Origin of the sequence: Pseudomonas sp. P8_241 (assembly GCF_034008315.1) — a bacterium.
GTDB lineage: Bacteria > Pseudomonadota > Gammaproteobacteria > Pseudomonadales > Pseudomonadaceae > Aquipseudomonas.
Genome location: NZ_CP125377.1, coordinates 173,364 through 194,257 on the forward strand (window position 1 = coordinate 173,364; position 20,894 = coordinate 194,257).

20 protein-coding genes are annotated in these 20,894 nt (G+C 56.3%); 4 read left to right on the forward strand and 16 right to left on the reverse strand.

Annotated elements, in window-relative coordinates; genetic code table 11:
• Positions 1-12: 12 nt before the first annotated feature.
• From atpG to rpmH, 16 genes are all read right to left on the reverse strand, one after another.
• The gene (gene atpG, locus QMK58_RS00745; protein WP_008045673.1) at positions 13-873 is read right to left on the reverse strand and encodes a F0F1 ATP synthase subunit gamma; all 861 of its coding nucleotides are present in this window, start codon (positions 871-873) and stop codon (positions 13-15) included.
• A gap of 50 nt (positions 874-923) precedes the next feature.
• Positions 924-2,468: a F0F1 ATP synthase subunit alpha gene (atpA, locus tag QMK58_RS00750; RefSeq protein WP_030132553.1), complete on the reverse strand. Its 1,545-nt coding sequence runs from the start codon at positions 2,466-2,468 to the stop codon at positions 924-926.
• A 21-nt stretch (positions 2,469-2,489) separates the two neighbouring features.
• Positions 2,490-3,026 (reverse strand): F0F1 ATP synthase subunit delta, encoded by a 537-nt coding sequence (locus QMK58_RS00755; protein ID WP_008045680.1) that lies wholly within the window; start codon positions 3,024-3,026, stop codon positions 2,490-2,492.
• Between the two features lie 12 nt (positions 3,027-3,038).
• Positions 3,039-3,509, reverse strand: a complete 471-nt coding sequence (locus QMK58_RS00760; RefSeq protein WP_008045681.1) for a F0F1 ATP synthase subunit B — start codon at positions 3,507-3,509, stop codon at positions 3,039-3,041.
• Between the two features lie 58 nt (positions 3,510-3,567).
• Positions 3,568-3,825 (reverse strand): F0F1 ATP synthase subunit C, encoded by a 258-nt coding sequence (gene atpE / locus QMK58_RS00765; RefSeq protein ID WP_003097235.1) that lies wholly within the window; start codon positions 3,823-3,825, stop codon positions 3,568-3,570.
• 124 nt (positions 3,826-3,949) lie between these two features.
• Positions 3,950-4,819: a F0F1 ATP synthase subunit A gene (gene atpB / locus QMK58_RS00770; protein WP_053164051.1), complete on the reverse strand. Its 870-nt coding sequence runs from the start codon at positions 4,817-4,819 to the stop codon at positions 3,950-3,952.
• 16 nt (positions 4,820-4,835) lie between these two features.
• Positions 4,836-5,243 carry a F0F1 ATP synthase subunit I gene (locus QMK58_RS00775; protein WP_008045685.1) on the reverse strand — a complete coding sequence of 136 codons (408 nt, stop codon included), beginning with the start codon at positions 5,241-5,243 and terminating at the stop codon, positions 4,836-4,838.
• Between the two features lie 148 nt (positions 5,244-5,391).
• Positions 5,392-6,264: a ParB/RepB/Spo0J family partition protein gene (locus tag QMK58_RS00780; RefSeq protein WP_320395766.1), complete on the reverse strand. Its 873-nt coding sequence runs from the start codon at positions 6,262-6,264 to the stop codon at positions 5,392-5,394.
• A 9-nt stretch (positions 6,265-6,273) separates the two neighbouring features.
• The gene (locus QMK58_RS00785) at positions 6,274-7,071 is read right to left on the reverse strand and encodes a ParA family protein (RefSeq protein ID WP_053164056.1); all 798 of its coding nucleotides are present in this window, start codon (positions 7,069-7,071) and stop codon (positions 6,274-6,276) included.
• Between the two features lie 18 nt (positions 7,072-7,089).
• The gene (gene rsmG / locus QMK58_RS00790) at positions 7,090-7,734 is read right to left on the reverse strand and encodes a 16S rRNA (guanine(527)-N(7))-methyltransferase RsmG (RefSeq protein ID WP_053164058.1); all 645 of its coding nucleotides are present in this window, start codon (positions 7,732-7,734) and stop codon (positions 7,090-7,092) included.
• Complete coding sequence (gene mnmG, locus QMK58_RS00795; protein ID WP_320395767.1) at positions 7,731-9,629, reverse strand: tRNA uridine-5-carboxymethylaminomethyl(34) synthesis enzyme MnmG; 1,899 nt, start codon at positions 9,627-9,629, stop codon at positions 7,731-7,733. The genes rsmG and mnmG overlap by 4 nt, the downstream gene beginning before the upstream one ends.
• Before the next feature lie 552 nt (positions 9,630-10,181).
• Positions 10,182-11,552, reverse strand: coding sequence for a tRNA uridine-5-carboxymethylaminomethyl(34) synthesis GTPase MnmE (gene mnmE, locus QMK58_RS00800; protein WP_320395768.1), 1,371 nt, complete (start codon positions 11,550-11,552; stop codon positions 10,182-10,184).
• A gap of 79 nt (positions 11,553-11,631) precedes the next feature.
• Positions 11,632-13,311: a membrane protein insertase YidC gene (yidC, locus tag QMK58_RS00805; protein WP_053164063.1), complete on the reverse strand. Its 1,680-nt coding sequence runs from the start codon at positions 13,309-13,311 to the stop codon at positions 11,632-11,634.
• 2 nt (positions 13,312-13,313) lie between these two features.
• The gene (yidD, locus tag QMK58_RS00810) at positions 13,314-13,559 is read right to left on the reverse strand and encodes a membrane protein insertion efficiency factor YidD (protein ID WP_010207715.1); all 246 of its coding nucleotides are present in this window, start codon (positions 13,557-13,559) and stop codon (positions 13,314-13,316) included.
• A complete protein-coding gene (rnpA, locus tag QMK58_RS00815; RefSeq protein WP_053164129.1) occupies positions 13,552-13,953 on the reverse strand; it encodes a ribonuclease P protein component in 402 nt (133 codons plus the stop codon). Before rnpA ends, yidD begins: the two co-directional genes overlap by 8 nt.
• A gap of 16 nt (positions 13,954-13,969) precedes the next feature.
• On the reverse strand, positions 13,970-14,104 hold the full coding sequence (gene rpmH, locus QMK58_RS00820) for a 50S ribosomal protein L34 (RefSeq protein WP_003213577.1): 135 nt from the start codon (positions 14,102-14,104) through the stop codon (positions 13,970-13,972).
• Positions 14,105-14,670: 566 nt separating this feature from the next.
• Here rpmH and dnaA point away from each other — a divergent pair.
• The 4 genes from dnaA to gyrB are packed head-to-tail and all read left to right on the forward strand — an operon-like array spanning position 14,671 to position 20,881.
• Positions 14,671-16,194, forward strand: a complete 1,524-nt coding sequence (gene dnaA / locus QMK58_RS00825) for a chromosomal replication initiator protein DnaA (protein WP_053164066.1) — start codon at positions 14,671-14,673, stop codon at positions 16,192-16,194.
• Between the two features lie 36 nt (positions 16,195-16,230).
• Entirely contained in the window at positions 16,231-17,334 is a 1,104-nt protein-coding gene (gene dnaN / locus QMK58_RS00830; RefSeq protein WP_053164067.1) for a DNA polymerase III subunit beta, read from the forward strand.
• Positions 17,335-17,354: 20 nt separating this feature from the next.
• Entirely contained in the window at positions 17,355-18,458 is a 1,104-nt protein-coding gene (gene recF, locus QMK58_RS00835; protein WP_053164069.1) for a DNA replication/repair protein RecF, read from the forward strand.
• 5 nt (positions 18,459-18,463) lie between these two features.
• A complete protein-coding gene (gyrB, locus tag QMK58_RS00840; protein ID WP_007948108.1) occupies positions 18,464-20,881 on the forward strand; it encodes a DNA topoisomerase (ATP-hydrolyzing) subunit B in 2,418 nt (805 codons plus the stop codon).
• Positions 20,882-20,894: the final 13 nt, after the last annotated feature.

A 20,894-nucleotide genomic window follows, 5' to 3' on the forward strand; every position in this document is an offset into this window, starting at 1 on the left:
ATATTTGAACCGTTAAACCGCGGCAGCGCCGCCGACGATTTCCGAGATCTCTTGGGTGATCGCAGCCTGACGCGCCTTGTTGTAGACCAGCTGCAAATCGCTGATCAAATCACCGGCGTTGTCGGTAGCGTTCTTCATCGCGATCATCCGCGCAGCTTGTTCAGCCGCGTTGTTCTCGACCACCGCCTGGTAGACCTGCGACTCCACGTAACGGACCATCAAGCCGTCCAGCAGCTCCTTGGCATCCGGTTCGTAGAGATAGTCCCAGTGGTGCTTGAGGTCTTGATCCGGGGTTGCCACCAGTGGAATCAATTGCTCCACGGTAGGCTGTTGCGTCATGGTGTTGATGAACTTGTTGGACACCACGGACAGGCGGTCAATACGGCCGTCCAGGTAGGCATCCAGCATCACCTTGACGCTGCCGATCAGATCATTGATCGACGGCTCTTCACCCAGGTGGCTGATAGCTGCAACGACGTTACCGCCGAAGTTGCGGAAAAAGGCCGCACCCTTGCTACCAACGACACACAGATCGATCTCGACGCCGTTTTCGCGGTTTACCGCCATGTCCTTGACCAGGGCCTTGAACAGGTTGGTGTTCAAGCCGCCGCACAAACCACGGTCACTGCTCACTACGACATAACCAACACGCTTGATTTCGCGGTCGATCATGAACGGGTGGCGGTATTCCGGGTTGGCGTTGGCCAGATGCCCAATTACCTGGCGGATACGCTCCGCATAAGGACGGCTAGCAGCCATGCGCATTTGTGCCTTGCGCATTTTGCTGACCGCCACTTTTTCCATGGCGCTGGTAATCTTTTGCGTGCTTTTGATGCTCGCAATCTTACTGCGAATCTCTTTTGCGCCTGCCATGTAACACCTATCAGGTTAGCAAGCGGGAGCCTTGCGGCTCCCGCTGCGGCTTACCAGGTTTGGGTGGCCTTGAACTTCTCGATACCGGCTTTCATGCCAGCGTCGATTTCGTCATTGAAGTCACCTTTCACGTTGATCTTCGCCATCAAATCGGCGTGATCGCGGTTGAAGAAAGCAATCAGCGCTTGCTCGAAGCTGCCGATCTTGGCGATTTCAACGTCAGTCAGGAACCCACGCTCAGCGGCATACAGCGACAGCGCCATGTCAGCGATCGACATTGGTGCGTATTGCTTCTGCTTCATCAGCTCGGTAACGCGCTGACCATGCTCAAGTTGCTTACGGGTCGCTTCGTCCAGGTCAGAAGCGAACTGGGCGAATGCCGCCAGTTCACGGTACTGAGCCAGAGCGGTACGGATACCACCGGAGAGCTTCTTGATGATCTTGGTCTGAGCGGCACCACCCACACGGGATACCGAAACACCGGCGTTCACTGCAGGGCGGATGCCCGAGTTGAACATGGCCGATTCCAGGAAGATCTGACCGTCGGTGATGGAAATCACGTTGGTCGGAACGAACGCGGAAACGTCGCCAGCCTGGGTTTCGATGATCGGCAGTGCGGTCAGGGAACCGGTTTTGCCGGTCACTGCGCCGTTGGTGAACTTCTCTACGTATTCTTCCGAAACGCGGGATGCGCGCTCCAGCAGACGGGAGTGGAGATAGAACACGTCGCCTGGGTAAGCTTCACGGCCTGGTGGACGGCGCAGCAGCAGGGAAATCTGGCGGTAAGCCACTGCTTGCTTGGACAGATCGTCATAAACGATCAGCGCGTCTTCACCGCGGTCGCGGAAGAATTCACCCATGGTGCAACCGGAGTACGGTGCCAGGAATTGCAGCGCAGGAGATTCCGAAGCACTGGCAGCCACGATGATCGTGTTGGCCAGGGCGCCGTTTTCTTCCAGCTTGCGAACCACGTTGGCGATGGTCGATTGTTTCTGACCGATGGCTACGTAGACGCAGAAAATGCCGCTGTTCTTCTGGTTGATGATCGCGTCGATCGCCAGAGCGGTTTTACCGATCTGACGGTCACCGATGATCAGCTCACGCTGGCCACGGCCGACAGGGATCATGGCATCGACAGCCTTGTAGCCAGTCTGTACAGGCTGGTCTACCGACTTACGCCAGATCACGCCTGGAGCAACTTTCTCGACCGCGTCGGTCTCGGTGTTGCCCAGTGGACCTTTGCCGTCAACAGGGTTACCCAGTGCGTCGACTACGCGACCCAGCAGTTCCTTACCAACCGGAACTTCCAGGATGCGGCCGGTGCACTTGGCGCTCATGCCTTCAGCCAAAGACTGGTATGCGCCCAATACAACGGCACCTACGGAGTCTTGCTCCAGGTTGAGTGCCATACCGAAGACGCCGCCCGGAAACTCGATCATCTCGCCGTACATTACGTCGGCCAGACCGTGAATCCGCACGATACCGTCAGATACGCTGACGACAGTGCCTTCGTTACGGGCTTGGGAGGTCACATCGAGCTTGTCGATGCGGCCCTTGATAATTTCACTTATTTCGGAAGGATTGAGTTGCTGCATTGCTCTGCTGCCCCTTCAAACTCAAGATTTCAATGCTTCGGCAAGTTTCGCGATTTTGCCGCGAATCGAGCCATCGATAACCAGGTCGCCGGCGCGGATGACGACACCACCAATAAGGGCAGCGTCCTCCGCAACTTGCAGGCGCACTTCCCGGTTGAGTCGTGCACTGAGAACCTTGGCGAGTTTGTCTTGCTGTTCTTGGTTCAATGCAAAAGCACTGGTGACTTCAACGTCTACCGACTTCTCTTGCTCGGCCTTGTACAGGTCGAAAAGAGCGGCAATCTCCGGCAATAGCGGGAGACGGTCGTTTTCGGCAACGACGTGGATGAAGTTCTGTGCCTTGGCATCAAACTTGTCGCCGCACACGTCAATAAACGTGGCGGCCTTTTCTGCGCTCGTCAGTCGCGGGGCCTTGAGCACGCGCTGCATGGTGTCGTCTTCCGACACCGCTGCAGCCAGGCCGAGCATGGCTGACCAATTGGCCAGTTGCTGGTGGGCCTGAGCGTGCTCGAAGGCCGCCTTAGCGTAAGGTCGGGCCAACGTGGTCAGTTCTGCCATGATCGCCCTCGCTTAGATTTCAGCAGCCAGTTGGTTAACCAGCTCTGCGTGCGCGTTTTGATCGATTGTGGCACCCAGGATCTTCTCGGCGCCGCCGACTGCCAGCAAGCCCACTTGGGCACGCAGCGCGTCTTTGACACTGTTCAGTTCCTGTTCGATCTCGGCTTGAGCCTGAACCTTCACACGGTCAGCGTCGACACGGGCTTTTTCAACAGCCTCTTCGACAATCTGGTTACCGCGTTTCTTGGCTTGCTCGATGATTTCAGCTGCCTGAGCTTTCGCTTCGCGCAGTTGGTGACCCGCTTTCTCTTGGGCCAACTCCAGGTCGCGAGCTGCACGGCTGGCAGCGTCCAGACCATCAGCGATCTTCTTTTGACGTTCGTGCAGTGCCGCAATGACCGGAGGCCATACGAACTTCATGCAGAACAGTACAAAAATCAGGAACGCAACGGACTGGCCAATCAGGGTCGCATTAATGTTCACGCCAACACCTCGCAGTTACGTTGTCCATCACACCAAATTACCCGGAAGATCCGAGTAATTAGCCAGCGATTTGACCAACGAACGGGTTCGCAAAGGTGAAGAACAGAGCGATACCAACACCGATCATGGTTACGGCGTCGAGCAGACCGGCAACGATGAACATTTTAACTTGCAGCATTGGGACCATTTCTGGCTGACGCGCTGCGCCTTCCAGGAACTTGCCGCCCAGCAGGCCGAAACCAATTGCGGTACCCAGTGCGCCCAGGCCGATCAACAGTGCAACAGCGATAGCGGTTAGACCAACTACAGTTTCCATCTTTCCTCCCGACTTTTACGTCGTATGGTTTAGGTTTTTTAGATTAAAGCGGTAAAACAAATCGTTTCAGATAGAGCCCCTTCCCGTTTTACCGGGAAGGACATCAGACTAGTCGAGACTGGTCTTAATGGTTTTCTTCGTGTGCCATCGACAGGTAAACGATGGTCAACATCATGAAGATGAACGCCTGCAGGGTGATGATCAGGATGTGGAACACAGCCCACGCCCACTGCAGAACAACGCCCAGGCCACTAAGCCAGAGCAGACCGCTGCCGAACATCACAGCAATCAGAATGAAGACCAGCTCGCCGGCATACATGTTGCCGAACAGACGCAGAGCCAGGGAGATCGGCTTGGCGATCAGGGTCACGAATTCCAGCAGGAAGTTCACCGGGATCAGCAGGGCCTGAACGAAGATGTTCTTGCTGCCGAACGGGTGCAGGGTCAGTTCGCCGATGAAGCCGCCGATGCCCTTGACCTTGATGCTATAGAAAATGATCAGTGCGAAAACCGAGATGGCCATGCCCAGAGTCGCGTTCGGATCGGTGGTCGACACGGCGCGGAACGGGATGTGTGCATCGCCGGAGATCAGGATGGCCAGCTGAGGAATCCAGTCGACCGGTACCAGGTCGACGGCGTTCATCAGGAACACCCAGACGAAGATGGTCAGTGCCAGCGGTGCAATCACCGGGCTACGGCCATGGAAGCTGTCTTTCACGCTGCCATCGACGAATTCGACCAATACTTCAACGAAGTTCTGCAAAGCACCTGGCTGACCGGAGGTCGCTTTCTTCGCCGCCATGCGGAAAAGAAGAACGAAGATCAGACCCAATGCGACCGACCAGCCGAGGGTATCGACGTGGAAAGCCCAGAAGCCCATTTCCTTGGCTTCTGCTGCGGTGTGGGCAAAGCCCCAGCCGCCGGTAGGGTGCTGACCGAAGGTCAGGTTCTGCAAGTGGTGCTGGATATAGCCCGAAGCGGTTGTTTCTGCCATGGTTGCCTCAAACGCCCTAAGGTCTCGAAAGTCTTGTTCTCATCAGCAGGGGAGCGAACCAGCTGACCGACTGAGTCAGCACGAAGGCACCGAATACTGCAATCGGCGCCAGTGGCTTCACACCTGCAAACACCAGTGCAAACAGCACTGCCGTCAAAATCAGTTTGCCTGCCTCGCCGGCATAAAATGACCGGACGATGGACTGGGCTGCTCGGGCGCCGGAAAACCGAAATGCCCTGTGAGCGAAATAAACATTGGGTAGCAAGGCTATCAGGCCTCCGCAGAGTCCCGAGTACCCGGCAACGACTCCATATCGGTACCAGAGCGCCAAAGCGGCGATCAGCAACACGACAAATTGAGCCATTAACACCGGAAAAACTGCCAGACGATGGAAGGGCAAGCGGTTTGGCGTGCGGGTTTCCATCACTTTTACTCTCCAATGGTCGGCTGCCGAAATGCAATAACTTGGCATAATTTGTGCCGACAAAATGCGCGCAGAGTATAGGGGCGGTTCAGCCCCTATTCAACTGTCAGGTAGTGATTTCCGACTGCGCGCTACATGAGTAAATGTTTCAGCGAATATGTGCGAGTACGCCCTGGAGTTCATCCAGGGAGTTGTAGCCAATCACCAGCTGCCCTTTACCCTTCTTTCCGTGGCGAATCTGCACCGCAGAGCCTAGGCGCTCGGCCAGACGCTGTTCGAGACGGGCGATATCCGGGTCTGGTTTTGTGGCTTCGACTGGCTCCGGTTTGCCGCTCAACCACTGGCGAACCAGTGCTTCAGTCTGGCGCACGGTGAGGCCGCGTGCGACAACGTGTCGCGCCCCTTCAACCTGTTGATTTTCCGGCAACCCGAGCAAAGCACGGGCATGACCCATTTCCAGATCACCGTGGGACAACATGGTCTTGATGACTTCCGGTAACGAAATCAGGCGCAACAGGTTCGCGACGGTAACCCGCGACTTGCCCACTGCTTCGGCCACCTGCTGCTGTGTCAGCTGGAATTCCTGTTGCAGACGCTGCAACGCCACCGCTTCCTCGATCGGATTGAGATCTTCACGCTGGATGTTTTCAATCAGCGCGATGGCGATAGCAGTTTCGTCCGGCACATCGCGCACCATCGCCGGAATAGTTTCCTGCCCGGCCTGCTGGCTGGCACGCCAGCGGCGCTCACCGGCGATGATCTCGAAACGACCGCCACCGATCGGGCGAACCACGATCGGTTGCATAACGCCTTGCGCCTTGATCGACTGAGCCAGCTCTTCAAGTGCCTGGGGATCCATATCACGACGCGGTTGATACTTGCCGCGCTGGAGCAAGTCCAGTGGCAGGTGTTGCAGCTCACGGTGATCGGCTTGCGCCGCCTGTTCTTCCAGCGAGCTGACTGTCGGACCACTCAGCAGTGCATCCAGTCCACGTCCGAGACCTCGTTTCTTGACGGCCATGGGGATTCCTTAAGTTGCCTGAGCGGCGGCGATGCGTGAGTTTTTGCGTTGGCGGCGAACCATCTCGCCTGCCAAAGCCAGATAGGCAATGGCGCCGCGCGATGCCTTGTCGTAAGCCAGCGCAGGCATGCCGTAGCTCGGGGCTTCGGCCAGACGAATGTTTCGCGGAATGACCGTGTCGTAGAGCTGCTCGCCGAAGTGTTCCTTGAGCTGAGCGGAGACGTCGTTCATCAGGCTCAGGCGTGGGTCGTACATCGTGCGCAGCAAACCTTCGACCTTGAGGTTCGGGTTCAGCAGCTCGGCAATACGCTTGATGTTATCCACAAGGTCGCTCAAGCCTTCGAGCGCGAAGTACTCGCACTGCATGGGGATGATGACCCCGTCGGCGGCGACCAACGCGTTCAGCGTCAGCATCGACAGCGACGGAGGGCAGTCGATCAAAATGTAATCGTAGTTTTCCCGGATCGGCGCCAGCGCACTGCGCAGGCGACTTTCCTTCATCTGCATTTCCAGCAGAACCACTTCGGCCGCTGTCAGGTCTCGGTTGGCCGGCAACAGCTGGTAACCACCGTGCTCGGAGTAGTGCATGGCCTGAGCCAGATCACATTCGCCGATCAGAAGGTCGTAGACCGAGTTTTCGAGACCATGTTTATCCACACCGCTACCCATGGTGGCGTTGCCTTGTGGATCGAGATCGATCAACAGCACCCGGCGCTTGGTCGCGACCAGGGATGCTGCGAGGTTGATACAGGTGGTGGTCTTGCCCACACCACCCTTCTGGTTCGCTATCGCGAATACCTTAGCCATTCTTGCTTGTGTTCCCAATCATGCCGTGCGGCGCAGTATCAGCAAATGGCGTTGGCCTTGGCAACCGGGTACGGCCAGGGCGTGTTCGCTATCGAGGTGGAAGTCTGCCGGCAATGCTACCAGCTCATCGGCGGGATGAACGCCCTTCATTGCCAGCCAACGTGTTTCGGTGTCGCCAAGGTGGCGAGTCCAGTTGCTGAAGTTTTCCATGCTGCTGAAGGCCCGGGAAATAATCCCGTTGAATGGCAATTCAGGCTGGAAGGCTTCGACGCGACTGTGGATAACTTGCAGGTTATCGAGTTTCAGTTCGAGTTTGACCTGGGTCAGGAAGCGGGTTTTCTTGCCGTTGCTGTCCAGGCAGGTCACCTGGGACTCGGGAAACAGGATCGCCAGCGGAATGCCTGGCATGCCACCGCCACTGCCAACGTCGAGCCAGCGGCCGTTTTCGATGAACGACATCACACTCAGACTATCGAGCAAATGACGGGACACCATTTCGTCCGGATCACGCACGGCGGTGAGGTTGTAGGCCTTGTTCCATTTGATCAACAGGGCCAGATAAGCCAGCAATTGCGCATGCTGGGTTTCTGTCAGCGTGACACCAAGCTGGCGAGCACCTGTGGATAACTCTTCTGCGTGTTGCGAAGTGACCAACGAACTCAAGCGCTTTGCTCCAACTGACGGCCCGCGCCGCGTTTTTTCAAATGAATCATCAACAGCGAAATGGCTGCCGGCGTTACGCCCGGGATACGCGAGGCCTGGCCCAAAGTCTCCGGACGTGTCGCACCGAGTTTGCTCTGGATCTCTTTGGAGAGACCGGAAATATTCGTGTAATCGATATCCACAGGCAGTCTGGTGTCCTCGCTGGCGCGCAGGCGGGCGATTTCATCCTGTTGACGATCGATGTAGCCGGCGTACTTGGTCTTGATTTCGACCTGCTCGGCAACCTGTGGATCTTCTGCGCCCCCACCGGTCACGGCGATCAAACCAGCGTAGTCGATTTCCGGGCGACTCAAGAGATTGAGCAGGTTGTATTCGTGGGTCAGAGGCGTGCCGAATTTTTCGGCAATGGCATCGCCCTGTTCGGTGCCCGGGCGGACCCAGGTGCTTTTCAGGCGCTGCTCTTCCAACTCGATGCTCTCGCGTTTTTTGCAGAACGCGGCCCAGCGCACGTCATCCACCAGACCCAGTTCGCGACCTTTTTCAGTCAAGCGCAGGTCGGCGTTGTCTTCCCGCAGGATCAGACGGTACTCGGCCCGGGAGGTGAACATCCGGTACGGCTCTTGAGTACCAAGGGTGATCAGGTCGTCGACCAATACGCCGATGTACGCTTCATCGCGACGCGGGCACCAGGCGTCTTTGCCTTGGGCACGCAGTGCAGCGTTGGTCCCGGCAAGCAAACCCTGGGCACCGGCTTCTTCGTAACCGGTCGTACCGTTGATTTGCCCGGCGAAGAACAAACCGCCGATGACTTTGGTTTCCAGGCTGTACTTCAGGTCTCGCGGATCGAAGTAGTCGTACTCGATGGCGTAGCCCGGACGCACGATGTGTGCGTTTTCCATCCCGCGGATCGATTGCACGATCTGCAATTGCACGTCAAACGGCAAGCTTGTGGATATTCCGTTCGGGTACAGCTCATGGGTGGTCAAACCTTCCGGTTCGATAAACACCTGATGGCTTTCCTTGTCAGCGAAGCGATGGATCTTGTCTTCGATCGACGGGCAATAACGCGGACCGATCCCTTCGATCTCACCGGCAGCGGAATACATCGGCGAACGATCGAGGTTCGCGGCAATGATTTCGTGAGTGCGAGCGTTGGTGTGTGTAATCCAGCAGCTGACTTGCTTCGGATGCTGCTCTTTGGACCCCATGAACGACATCACCGGGATCGGCGTATCACCCGGTTGTTCGGACATCACCGAGAAATCCACAGACCGCCCGTCGATACGCGGCGGAGTACCGGTTTTCAAACGGCCCACACGCAATGGCAGTTCACGCAGACGGTGAGCCAGCGCGATCGATGGCGGATCACCGGCGCGACCGCCGGAAAAATTCTGCAAACCGATGTGGATAAGTCCACCGAGGAACGTGCCGGTGGTCAACACCACGGAATCAGCGAAGAAACGCAGACCCATTTGCGTGACAACGCCCCGGACTTGCTCCTGCTCGACGATCAGGTCGTCTGCGGCCTGTTGAAATATCCACAGGTTCGGCTGATTTTCCAGGATCTCGCGGACAGCGGCCTTGTACAGAATACGGTCTGCCTGTGCGCGGGTTGCTCGCACAGCCGGACCTTTGCGGCTGTTCAACACGCGAAACTGGATACCGCCTTGATCGGTAGCCATGGCCATCGCGCCGCCGAGGGCGTCGATTTCCTTGACCAGGTGGCTTTTGCCGATCCCCCCGATGGCCGGATTGCAACTCATGGCACCGAGGGTTTCCACGTTATGCGTCAGCAACAGGGTTTTGACCCCCATACGTGCTGAGGCCAGTGCTGCCTCGGTACCGGCATGACCGCCGCCGATGACGATCACTTCAAAACGGGAAGGGAAATCCACCACGCACCTCGTGCCTGCTTAAGTAGGTAATTCAGGAATAGTTTGAGCTCAGGTTTTTGGACCTGGTCGACAAGTATAGGGACTTCGCACTTCCTAAAGAACCCTTTGCACAAAATTTAACCAGCTGTGGAAAAGTCGCGGTTATAGAAATTAAAAAGAAAGAAATTTATTAAATCTTTGTTTTTATGTTTATTTCTATGCGGCCTACTTTCTGTGGATAGATTGATACAGGCCTTTATTTTCAATGTGTACAGAGGTTCAAAACCCTGTGTTCATGTGCCAATGAGGCCCTTGGATAACCGGTGTAAGCCTGTGGATGAAAGGGTTGGTTATCCACAGAGCGGGTTATGTTCAGTTTTCGAGCCCTGTTATCAACCGACCTTAACTGCAGTTATTCACAGGGCTTAATCCACAGAAAAGCGCCGGAATGATCAAAATCCGGGCACATAAATGCCGCTCAAGCAAAAAGAATCCGCTCGGCACTCGGTGTTTGATCAAGAAAAGGAGAAAGCAGACAGGCTCGAATGGCCTGTCTGTGGACAACGAAGGGCGTTATTTACCGATGCAGAAGCTGGAAAAAATCCTTCCCAACAGATCATCGGAGCTGAATGCGCCGGTAATTTCCCCCAGGGCATGCTGAGCCTGTCGCAAATCCTCTGCCAGCAACTCGCCGGCACCGGCCAGAGTCAGCTGAGCGCGACCATGCTCGAGGGCGGCACTGGCATGACGCAATGCGTCCAGGTGACGCCTGCGTGCGCTGAAGCTGCTTTCCGACGTCTGTTCGTAACCCATGCAGGCCTTGAGGTGATCACGCAATAGATCAAGGCCATCACCGCCCGCCTTTGCGCTGAGGCTGATCGTCACGTGCCCGTCCTCGCTGACTTCCAGGGCGATGGCTTCGCCCGTAAGGTCTGCCTTGTTGCGGATCAGGGTGACTTTCGCGGGATCTGGACGGACTTCTAGAAACTCCGGCCACAATGCAAAAGGATCAAGTGCCTCTGGAGCGGTGGCATCGACGACCAGCAGCACTCGGTCCGCCTCACTGATCGCTTTCAATGCCCGTTCTACGCCGATTTTTTCTACATGATCATCGGTATCGCGCAGACCGGCGGTATCGACGACGTGCAACGGCATGCCATCGATGTGGATATGTTCTCGAAGTACATCCCGGGTAGTACCGGCAATTTCTGTCACGATCGCCGCTTCGCGACCGGCCAACGCATTGAGCAAACTCGATTTACCCGCATTCGGACGACCGGCAATCACCACCGTCATACCGTCACGCAGCAAGGCGCCCTGCCCGGCTTCACGCATAACGGTGGATAACTCGTCGCGTACTTTATCGAGCATGCTCAGGACATGGCCATCGGCGAGGAAGTCGATTTCTTCTTCCGGGAAATCGATTGCGGCTTCAACGTAGATACGCAGGCCAATCAGTTGCTCGGTGAGGTTATGCACACGTGCCGAAAATGCCCCTTGCAAGGAGCGCAGTGCATTTCGTGCAGCCTGCGCAGAACTGGCTTCGATCAGGTCGGCGATGGCTTCCGCCTGGGCGAGGTCCAGCTTGTCGTTCAGAAAGGCTCGCTCGCTGAATTCGCCTGGTCGGGCGAGCCGACAGCCCAATTCCAAACAACGTTTGAGCAACATATCGAGAACAATCGGGCCGCCGTGCCCCTGGAGTTCAAGCACATCTTCGCCGGTGAAAGAGTTGGGCCCGGGGAAATACAGCGCGATGCCCTGGTCGAGCACCTCGTCGTGTTCACTGAGAAAAGGCCCGTAATGGGCGTATCGCGGCTTGAGTTCGCGACCACTGAAGGCCTTGGCCGCTACGCTGGCCAACGGCCCGGAAATTCGGACGATGCCGACACCACCACGACCTTGGGCAGTCGCGACAGCGGCGATGGTTTCACGAGGAACGCTCATAAACCGGTATCCAGACAAAAGTGACAGATAGCAAAACGCCCCACTAGGGGGCGTTTTGAGTGGTTATCCACAGTGTAAATCAGGCAGCTGCTTTAGCGGCTGCTTCGATTTTACGTGTGATGTACCACTGTTGGGCAATCGACAGGCAGTTGTTCACTACCCAGTACAGCACCAGACCAGCCGGGAACCACAGGAAGAAGAAGGTGAAGATGATTGGCATCAGCTTCATCACCTTGGCCTGCATCGGATCCGGTGGAGTCGGGTTCAGCTGCTGCTGGATGAACATGGTTGCACCCATGATGATCGGCAGAATGAAGAACGGATCCTTGATCGACAGGTCAGTAATCCACAGCATGAACGGCGCTTGGCGCATTTCAACGCTTTCCAGCAGAACCCAGTACAGCGAGAGGAAAACCGGCATCTGCACGAGGATTGGCAAGCAGCCACCCAGCGGATTGATCTTCTCTTTTTTGTACAGCTCCATCATGGCCTGCGACATTTTCTGCCGGTCATCGCCATGTTGCTCTTTCAGCGCGGCCAGTTTCGGTGCTACTGCACGCATGCGCGCCATGGATTTGTAGCTGGCAGCCGACAGCGGGAAGAAAATCCCTTTGATCAGCATGGTCAGGAAGATGATCGACCAGCCCCAGTTACCCACAATGGCGTGGATATGTTGCAGCAACCAGAAGATCGGTTGAGCGATGAACCAGAGAATGCCGTAGTCGACAGTCAGCTCAAGGCCTGGGGACAACTCTTTTAGCACAGCCTGGCTTTTTGGACCGGCATAAAGAACAGCGCTGGTTTCAGCCTTGGCACCCGGTGCAACGGTCAAAGAAGGACCGGTGTAACCGATGATGTAGTTGCCTTTGCTGTCTTTACGGGTCTGGACGACGTTGTTATCGCCTTTGGCCGGAATCCACGCGGTGACGAAGTAGTGTTGCAACCAGGCAACCCACCCGCCAGTAACGGTTTCTTTCAACGGGGCCTTGTCCATGTCCTTCATGGACACTTTCTTGTACGGCTCCGAACTTGTCCACAGGGCAGCGCCCAGGTAAGTGGCGGTGCCAGTGGCGGTGGTCGAAGATGGATCGGCGCTGGCATCACGCTTGAGTTGCGCGAACATTGCACCGGACCAGGGCTGAGCGCTCTGGTTGTCGACCAGATAGGAGACGGTTACGTCATACAGGCCACGTTTCAGGGTGAAACGTTTGATGTAGTTGACGCCGTCCTTGCTGAACTTCAGGTCCACGACCAATTGGTCTTGACCGTCAGCCAGTTGATAAACCTTCTTCTCCGAGGAATAAACCGGACGACCGGCCGGGTTTGCATCCGGACCATTGGTGCCGATCAGACCGCTTTGTGCCAGATAAGTACGTTCGCTGCCATTATCGAACAGCTGGAACGGAATTTCCGGATGATCCTGGCGACGCGGGTAAAGCGGCAGCATCAGCTGGGCAACATCACCACCCTGTGGGTCGATAGCGAGTTCCAGTACATCCGTTTTGATCTGGATGAGGTCCTTGCTGGCGGCCACCGGCGTTTCGGCAGGTGCGCTGGTATCACTTGCGGCACGCGGAATGTCGTCACTGGCGGAAGCGTTATTGCCAGTGGCGGTGTCCGGCAAACCGGATGTAGTCGTACTGGAAGCAACATTCTGAGTCGGCAGGGCAGCCTGGCCATAGTCCTGGTTCCATTTAAGAACCATAACGTAGGACACGATTGCCAGGGCGACGATCAGGATCGTGCGTTTGATATCCATGATTACTCGGCCATCGAAGAAGAACGGGAGGTAGGGATAGGTGGAACCGGGTCATAACCACCGGGATTCCACGGATGACAGCGACCTAAACGACGAAAGGTCAGCCAGCCACCGCGCAGAAGGCCATGATTTTCAATGGCTTCCAACGCGTAGCAGGAACAACTGGGGTAGAAGCGACAGTGACTGGCCATCAGGGGACTAATGGCATAGCGATAAAACTGGATCGGAACGAGTGCCAGTTTACGCATCTGGACTGTCTACCCCTACAGTTTCGGTTTTGACTGCTGGTACCGGCGTGGTGCGAGCCAGACGCTTCCAGAGTTTGCCGAAATGCTGAATCAATTCGGGGTTTTCTACGTCACCCAAACCTTTGCGCGCGACGATAACTATGTCCCATCCGACCAGTGAGTCCTGGTTCAGGCGAAACGATTCGCGCATCAGACGTTTGAGGCGATTGCGCTCGACGGAGAGCTTTACGCTCTTTTTCCCGATAACCAGCCCGAGACGGGGGTGATCAAGATCGTTGTTGCGCGCAAGGAGCAGGAGATTTTTCCCCGGAACCTTGCCGGTAGGGGAGTCAAAGACTGCCTTGAAATGCCGGGGGGTAAGCAGGCGCTTTTCCCGACTGAAGTCCTGACTCACCTCCAGTGCCGGCTTATCAAACTGCCAGACGCGCACGACCTTTGGCGCGACGACGCGACAGAACGGCACGACCGTTCTTGGTAGCCATGCGAGCACGGAAACCGTGGGTACGAGCGCGTTTGATAGTGCTTGGTTGGAAAGTACGTTTCATTGTCGTGTTACCTGGTTCGTCCACAACGGGCCGGAATGGCCCCCGTTTTAAGAGACCGGGGATTCTAGAGAAAGCAAGCCTCTAGGTCAATTTCCAACCAACGTTTCCCTATAAATAGATCTCCAGCGGTTTTTCAGCGTTTGCCCGTGACGTAGATATAAAAATAAGAAAGGAAAGTATTTAAAGCTTTTCTGTAAAGCTTATAAAAGCTAGGTACCCCATCTGCTGTGGATAACTCATTCAAAGCCTTGTTATCCATGATGTACAGAGAATGACAACTACAGTGGAAAACAGTGTTCAGCCTGTGCTGCGCTGTCGGATAACCTGTGTGTGAAACGGGCTGTTATCCACAGGCTGGTTATCCACCGAGTTTCGCCCCCACTTGTGCAAAGATCTTAAGCCTGGTTATCCACAGGGCTTATGCACAGACCATTGGTCGTCTTTTTTGAGCAGGGAGCACTGACTCTTCCTTTATGAGGAGCCACCTTCATGTGGATAAGTCGGCGTCTGGTCGCTACAATGGCCGCTTGTTTTTGCCTCACCGGCTTTCAACTTAGGGGATATCCGTGTCAGTGGAACTTTGGCAGCAGTGCGTGGAGCTTTTGCGCGAAGAGCTGCCTGCCCAACAATTCAACACTTGGATCCGTCCACTACAGGTCGAAGCCGAAGGCGACGAGTTGCGTGTCTACGCACCGAATCGCTTCGTGCTGGACTGGGTCAACGAAAAGTACCTGGGTCGTGTCCTTGAACTGCTTGATGAGCACGGCAACGGCATGGCGCCAGTGCTTTCCTTATTAATAGGCAGTAAACGCAGTTCTGCACCTCGCGCAGCGCCCAATGCTCCACTGGCTGCTGCTGCTTCACAGGCGCAGGCTGCCCAGGTATCCGCCAATTCGCCGACACCTGCACCTACTGCTGCGACGAAGCGTGCGCCCGCTCAGAAAGTCGTTGAGGTCACCGAGGAAGAACCTTCCCGTGACAGCTTTGACCCGATGGCTGGTGCCAGCTCGCAACAGGCCCCGGTCCGTTCGGAACAGCGAACTGTGCAGGTGGAAGGAGCGCTCAAGCACACCAGCTATCTGAACCGCACCTTTACCTTTGAAAACTTCGTTGAAGGCAAGTCCAACCAACTGGCCCGGGCAGCAGCCTGGCAGGTGGCAGACAACCCTAAGCATGGCTACAACCCGCTCTTCCTTTATGGCGGCGTCGGCTTGGGTAAAACCCACTTGATGCATGCTGTGGGTAACCACCTGTTAAAGAAGAACCCGAACGCGAAGGTTGTTTACCTGCACTCCGAGCGTTTCGTCGCGGACATGGTCAAGGCCCTGCAACTGAACGCAATCAACGAGTTCAAGCGCTTCTACCGTTCGGTGGATGCCTTGCTCATCGATGACATTCAGTTTTTCGCTCGTAAGGAGCGTTCCCAGGAAGAGTTTTTCCACACCTTCAACGCCCTGCTTGAAGGTGGTCAGCAGGTCATTCTCACCAGTGACCGCTACCCGAAAGAAATCGAAGGCCTTGAAGAGCGCCTGAAATCCCGCTTCGGCTGGGGGCTGACGGTCGCTGTCGAGCCGCCGGAGCTGGAAACCCGCGTAGCAATTCTGATGAAGAAGGCCGACCAGGCCAAAGTCGAACTGCCTCACGACGCCGCGTTCTTCATTGCCCAGCGCATTCGTTCCAACGTACGTGAACTGGAAGGCGCGCTGAAACGGGTGATCGCCCACTCGCACTTCATGGGTCGCGACATCACCATCGAGTTGATCCGCGAATCTCTGAAGGACCTCTTGGCCCTACAAGATAAACTGGTCTCTGTGGATAACATTCAGCGCACCGTCGCCGAGTACTACAAGATCAAGATCTCCGACTTGCTGTCCAAGCGCCGTTCGCGTTCGGTCGCCCGTCCGCGTCAGGTCGCCATGGCGTTGTCCAAGGAACTCACCAACCACAGCCTGCCGGAAATTGGCGATGTGTTTGGCGGACGAGACCACACGACGGTTTTGCACGCCTGCCGCAAGATCAACGAACTTAAGGAATCCGACGCGGACATCCGCGAGGACTACAAGAACCTGCTGCGCACGCTGACCACTTGATGACCAGCGCAGCTTATTAAGGCAAGGGACTAGACCATGCATTTCACCATTCAACGCGAAGCCCTGTTGAAACCCCTGCAACTGGTCGCAGGCGTCGTCGAACGCCGACAGACCTTGCCGGTGCTCTCAAACGTGCTGCTGGTTGTCGAAGGCCAGCAATTGTCGCTGACCGGTACCGACCTGGAAGTCGAGCTGGTCGGTCGTGTTCAACTCGAAGAACCCGCAGATCCTGGCTCCATCACCGTGCCTGCGCGCAAGCTGATGGACATCTGCAAGAGCCTGCCTAACGATGCGCTGATCGACATCAAGGTCGATGAGCAAAAGCTTGTGGTGAAAGCCGGCCGTAGCCGTTTCACCCTGTCGACCCTGCCGGCAAATGATTTCCCAACGGTAGAAGAAGGCCCTGGTTCGCTGACGTGCAGTCTTGAGCAAAGCAAACTGCGCCGTCTGATCGAACGCACCAGCTTCGCCATGGCCCAGCAGGATGTGCGTTACTACCTCAATGGCATGCTGCTGGAAGTTTCCGCTGGCGTGATCCGCGCGGTGGCCACCGACGGTCACCGTCTGGCCATGTGCTCGATGCAGGCGGATATCGGTCAGCCGGATCGTCACCAGGTCATCGTGCCGCGCAAGGGTATCCTCGAACTGGCGCGTCTGCTCACCGAGCCGGATGGCAACGTCAGCATCGTGCTGGGCCAGCATCATATCCGCGCCACCACTGGCGAATTCACCTTCACCTCGAAACTGGTTGACGGTAAATTCCCAGACTATGAGCGCGTTCTGCCGAAGGGCGGTGACAAGCTGGTTCTCGGCGATAGACAAGCACTGCGTGAAGCCTTCAGCCGGACCGCGATTCTGTCCAACGAGAAGTACCGCGGTATCCGTCTGCAACTGGCGGCGGGTCAGTTGAAAATCCAGGCGAACAACCCGGAACAGGAAGAGGCCGAAGAAGAAGTGGGCGTTGAATACAACGGCGGTTCCCTTGAGATCGGTTTCAACGTGAGCTATCTGCTCGACGTATTGGGCGTGATGACCACTGAGCAGGTTCGTCTGATCCTGTCCGACTCCAACAGCAGTGCGCTGGTGCAAGAGTCCGACAATGACGATTCGGCCTACGTCGTCATGCCGATGCGTCTGTAACCATGTTCAGCGAAAGCTAGATGTCATTAAGTCGCGTCTCGGTCACCGCGGTGCGCAATCTGCACCCGGTGACCATCTCCCCCTCCCCCCGAATCAATATTCTTTACGGCGCCAACGGCAGCGGCAAAACCAGTGTCCTGGAAGCCATACACCTGCTGGGGCTTGCCCGTTCGTTTCGTAGCACTCGTTTATTGCCGGTCATTCAGTACGAACAGTTGGCGTGCACGGTATTTGGGCAGGTCGAACTCGCCGAGGGTGGACAGAGTGCCTTGGGGATCTCGCGGGACCGTCAGGGCGAGTTTCAAATCCGCATCGACGGGCAGAATGCTCGGAGCGCCGCACAACTGGCCGAGATCCTGCCTCTACAACTGATCAACCCTGACAGCTTCCGCTTGCTCGAAGGTGCGCCGAAGATTCGCCGCCAGTTTCTCGATTGGGGTGTGTTCCACGTGGAACCCCGCTTCATGTCCACATGGCAGCGCTTGCAGAAGGCCCTGCGCCAGAGAAACTCTTGGCTGCGGCATGGTACACTTGACGCCGTTTCGCAAGCGGTTTGGGATAGGGAACTGTGTCAGGCCAGCGCTGAAATCGATGAATACCGTCGCGCTTATATCAAAGCCTTGAAACCAGTCTTTGAACAAACCCTGAGCGAGTTGGTTGAGCTTGAGGGCCTAACGCTCAGCTATTACCGGGGTTGGGACAAGGACCGAGAGCTGAGCGCTGTGCTCGCCGGTTCCCTGCAACGGGATCAGCAAATGGGTCATACCCAAGCCGGTCCACAACGTGCTGATTTGCGCCTTAGATTAGGCGCACACAATGCCGCGGACATCTTGTCTCGAGGCCAGCAGAAGTTGGTGGTCTGTGCATTGCGGATTGCTCAAGGGCACTTGGTTAGCCAAGCCCGTCGCGGGCAGTGTATTTATCTGGTGGATGACTTGCCGTCCGAATTGGACGAGCACCACCGTCGCGCCCTTTGCCGCTTGCTGGAAGACTTACGCTGCCAGGTATTTATCACCTGTGTAGATCACGAATTATTGAGGGAAGGCTGGCAGACGGAAACGCCAGTCGCCCTGTTCCACGTGGAACAGGGCCGTATCACCCAGACCCACGACCATCGGGAGTGAAGGCATTGAGCGAAGAAAATACGTACGACTCAACGAGCATTAAAGTGCTGAAAGGCCTGGATGCCGTACGCAAACGTCCCGGTATGTATATTGGCGACACCGATGATGGCAGCGGTCTGCACCACATGGTGTTCGAGGTGGTCGATAACTCGATCGACGAAGCGCTCGCCGGCCATTGCGACGACATCAGCATCATCATCCACCCGGATGAGTCCATCACCGTTCGTGACAACGGCCGTGGCATCCCGGTAGACGTTCATAAAGAAGAAGGCGTTTCGGCAGCCGAGGTCATCATGACTGTGCTGCACGCCGGCGGTAAGTTCGACGACAACTCCTATAAAGTCTCCGGCGGCCTGCACGGTGTAGGTGTGTCGGTAGTGAACGCACTGTCCAAAGAACTGATCCTGACTGTTCGCCGTAGCGGCAAGATCTGGGAACAAACATACGTCCACGGTGTTCCGCAAGAGCCGATGAAAATCGTTGGCGAGAGCGAAACCACAGGCACTCAGATTCACTTCAAGCCTTCGGCTGAAACCTTCAAGAACATCCACTTCAGCTGGGACATCCTGGCCAAGCGGATTCGTGAATTGTCCTTCCTTAACTCCGGTGTCGGCATCGTCCTGAAGGATGAACGCAGCGGCAAGGAAGAGCTGTTCAAGTATGAAGGCGGCCTCCGTGCGTTTGTTGAATACCTGAACACCAACAAGACAGCGGTCAACCAGGTGTTCCACTTCAACATTCAGCGTGAAGACGGCATCGGCGTGGAAATCGCCTTGCAGTGGAACGACAGCTTCAACGAGAACCTGTTGTGCTTCACCAACAACATTCCGCAGCGCGATGGCGGTACTCACCTGGTGGGTTTCCGTTCCGCTCTGACGCGTAACCTGAACACCTACATCGAAGCCGAAGGTCTGGCGAAGAAACACAAAGTCGCGACCACCGGTGACGATGCCCGCGAAGGCTTGACGGCGATCATTTCGGTGAAAGTACCGGATCCGAAGTTCAGCTCCCAGACCAAAGACAAGCTTGTGTCTTCCGAAGTGAAGACCGCGGTTGAACAGGAAATGGGTAAGTACTTCTCCGACTTCCTGCTGGAAAACCCGAACGAAGCCAAACTGGTCGTTGGCAAGATGATCGATGCGGCTCGTGCGCGTGAAGCCGCGCGCAAAGCCCGTGAGATGACACGTCGTAAAGGCGCACTGGATATCGCTGGCCTGCCGGGCAAACTGGCTGACTGCCAGGAAAAAGACCCTGCCCTGTCCGAACTGTACCTCGTGGAAGGTGACTCTGCTGGCGGTTCCGCCAAGCAGGGACGTAACCGTCGCACCCAGGCCATCCTGCCGCTCAAGGGCAAGATTCTCAACGTCGAGAAGGCGCGCTTCGACAAGATGATCTCTTCGCAGGAAGTGGGCACTTTGATCACCGCGCTGGGTTGTGGCATCGGCCGTGACGAGTACAACATCGACAAGTTGCGCTATCACAACATCATCATCATGACCGATGCTGACGTCGACGGTTCGCACATCCGTACCCTGCTGCTGACCTTCTTCTTCCGTCAGTTGCCGGAGCTGATTGAGCGTGGCTACATCTACATCGCTCAGCCGCCGTTGTACAAAGTGAAGAAAGGCAAGCAAGAGCAATACATCAAAGACGACGACGCCATGGAAGAGTACATGACGCAGTCGGCTCTGGAAGATGCAAGCCTGCACCTGAACGAAGAAGCCCCTGGCATCTCCGGTGAAGCGCTTGAGCGCCTGGTGAATGACTTCCGTCTGGTGATGAAGACCCTCAAGCGACTCTCGCGCCTGTACCCTCAGGAGTTGACCGAGCACTTCATCTACCTGCCAGCGGTGAGCATGGATCAGCTGTCTGATCATGCAGCGATGCAGGATTGGCTGGCTCAATACGAAGTTCGCTTGCGCACTGTCGAGAAGTCCGGTCTGGTGTACAAAGCCAGCCTTCGTGAAGACCGTGAACGTAACGTCTGGCTGCCTGAGGTCGAACTGATCTCCCACGGCCTGTCGAACTACGTCACCTTCAACCGCGACTTCTTTGGCAGCAACGACTATAAAACGGTCGTTTCCCTGGGTGCTCAGCTGAGCACCCTGCTCGACGATGGCGCGTACATCCAGCGTGGCGAGCGCAAGAAGCCGGTCACCGAGTTCAAGGAAGCCCTTGAATGGCTGATGGCTGAAAGCACCAAGCGTCACACCATCCAGCGATACAAAGGTCTGGGCGAGATGAACCCGGATCAGCTGTGGGAAACCACCATGGACCCAGCACAGCGCCGGATGCTCAAAGTGACCATCGAAGACGCCATTGGCGCGGACCAGATCTTCAACACTCTGATGGGTGATGCGGTCGAACCTCGCCGTGACTTCATCGAAAGCAACGCCCTGGCGGTTTCCAACCTGGACTTCTGATCCGGGTCGGCAC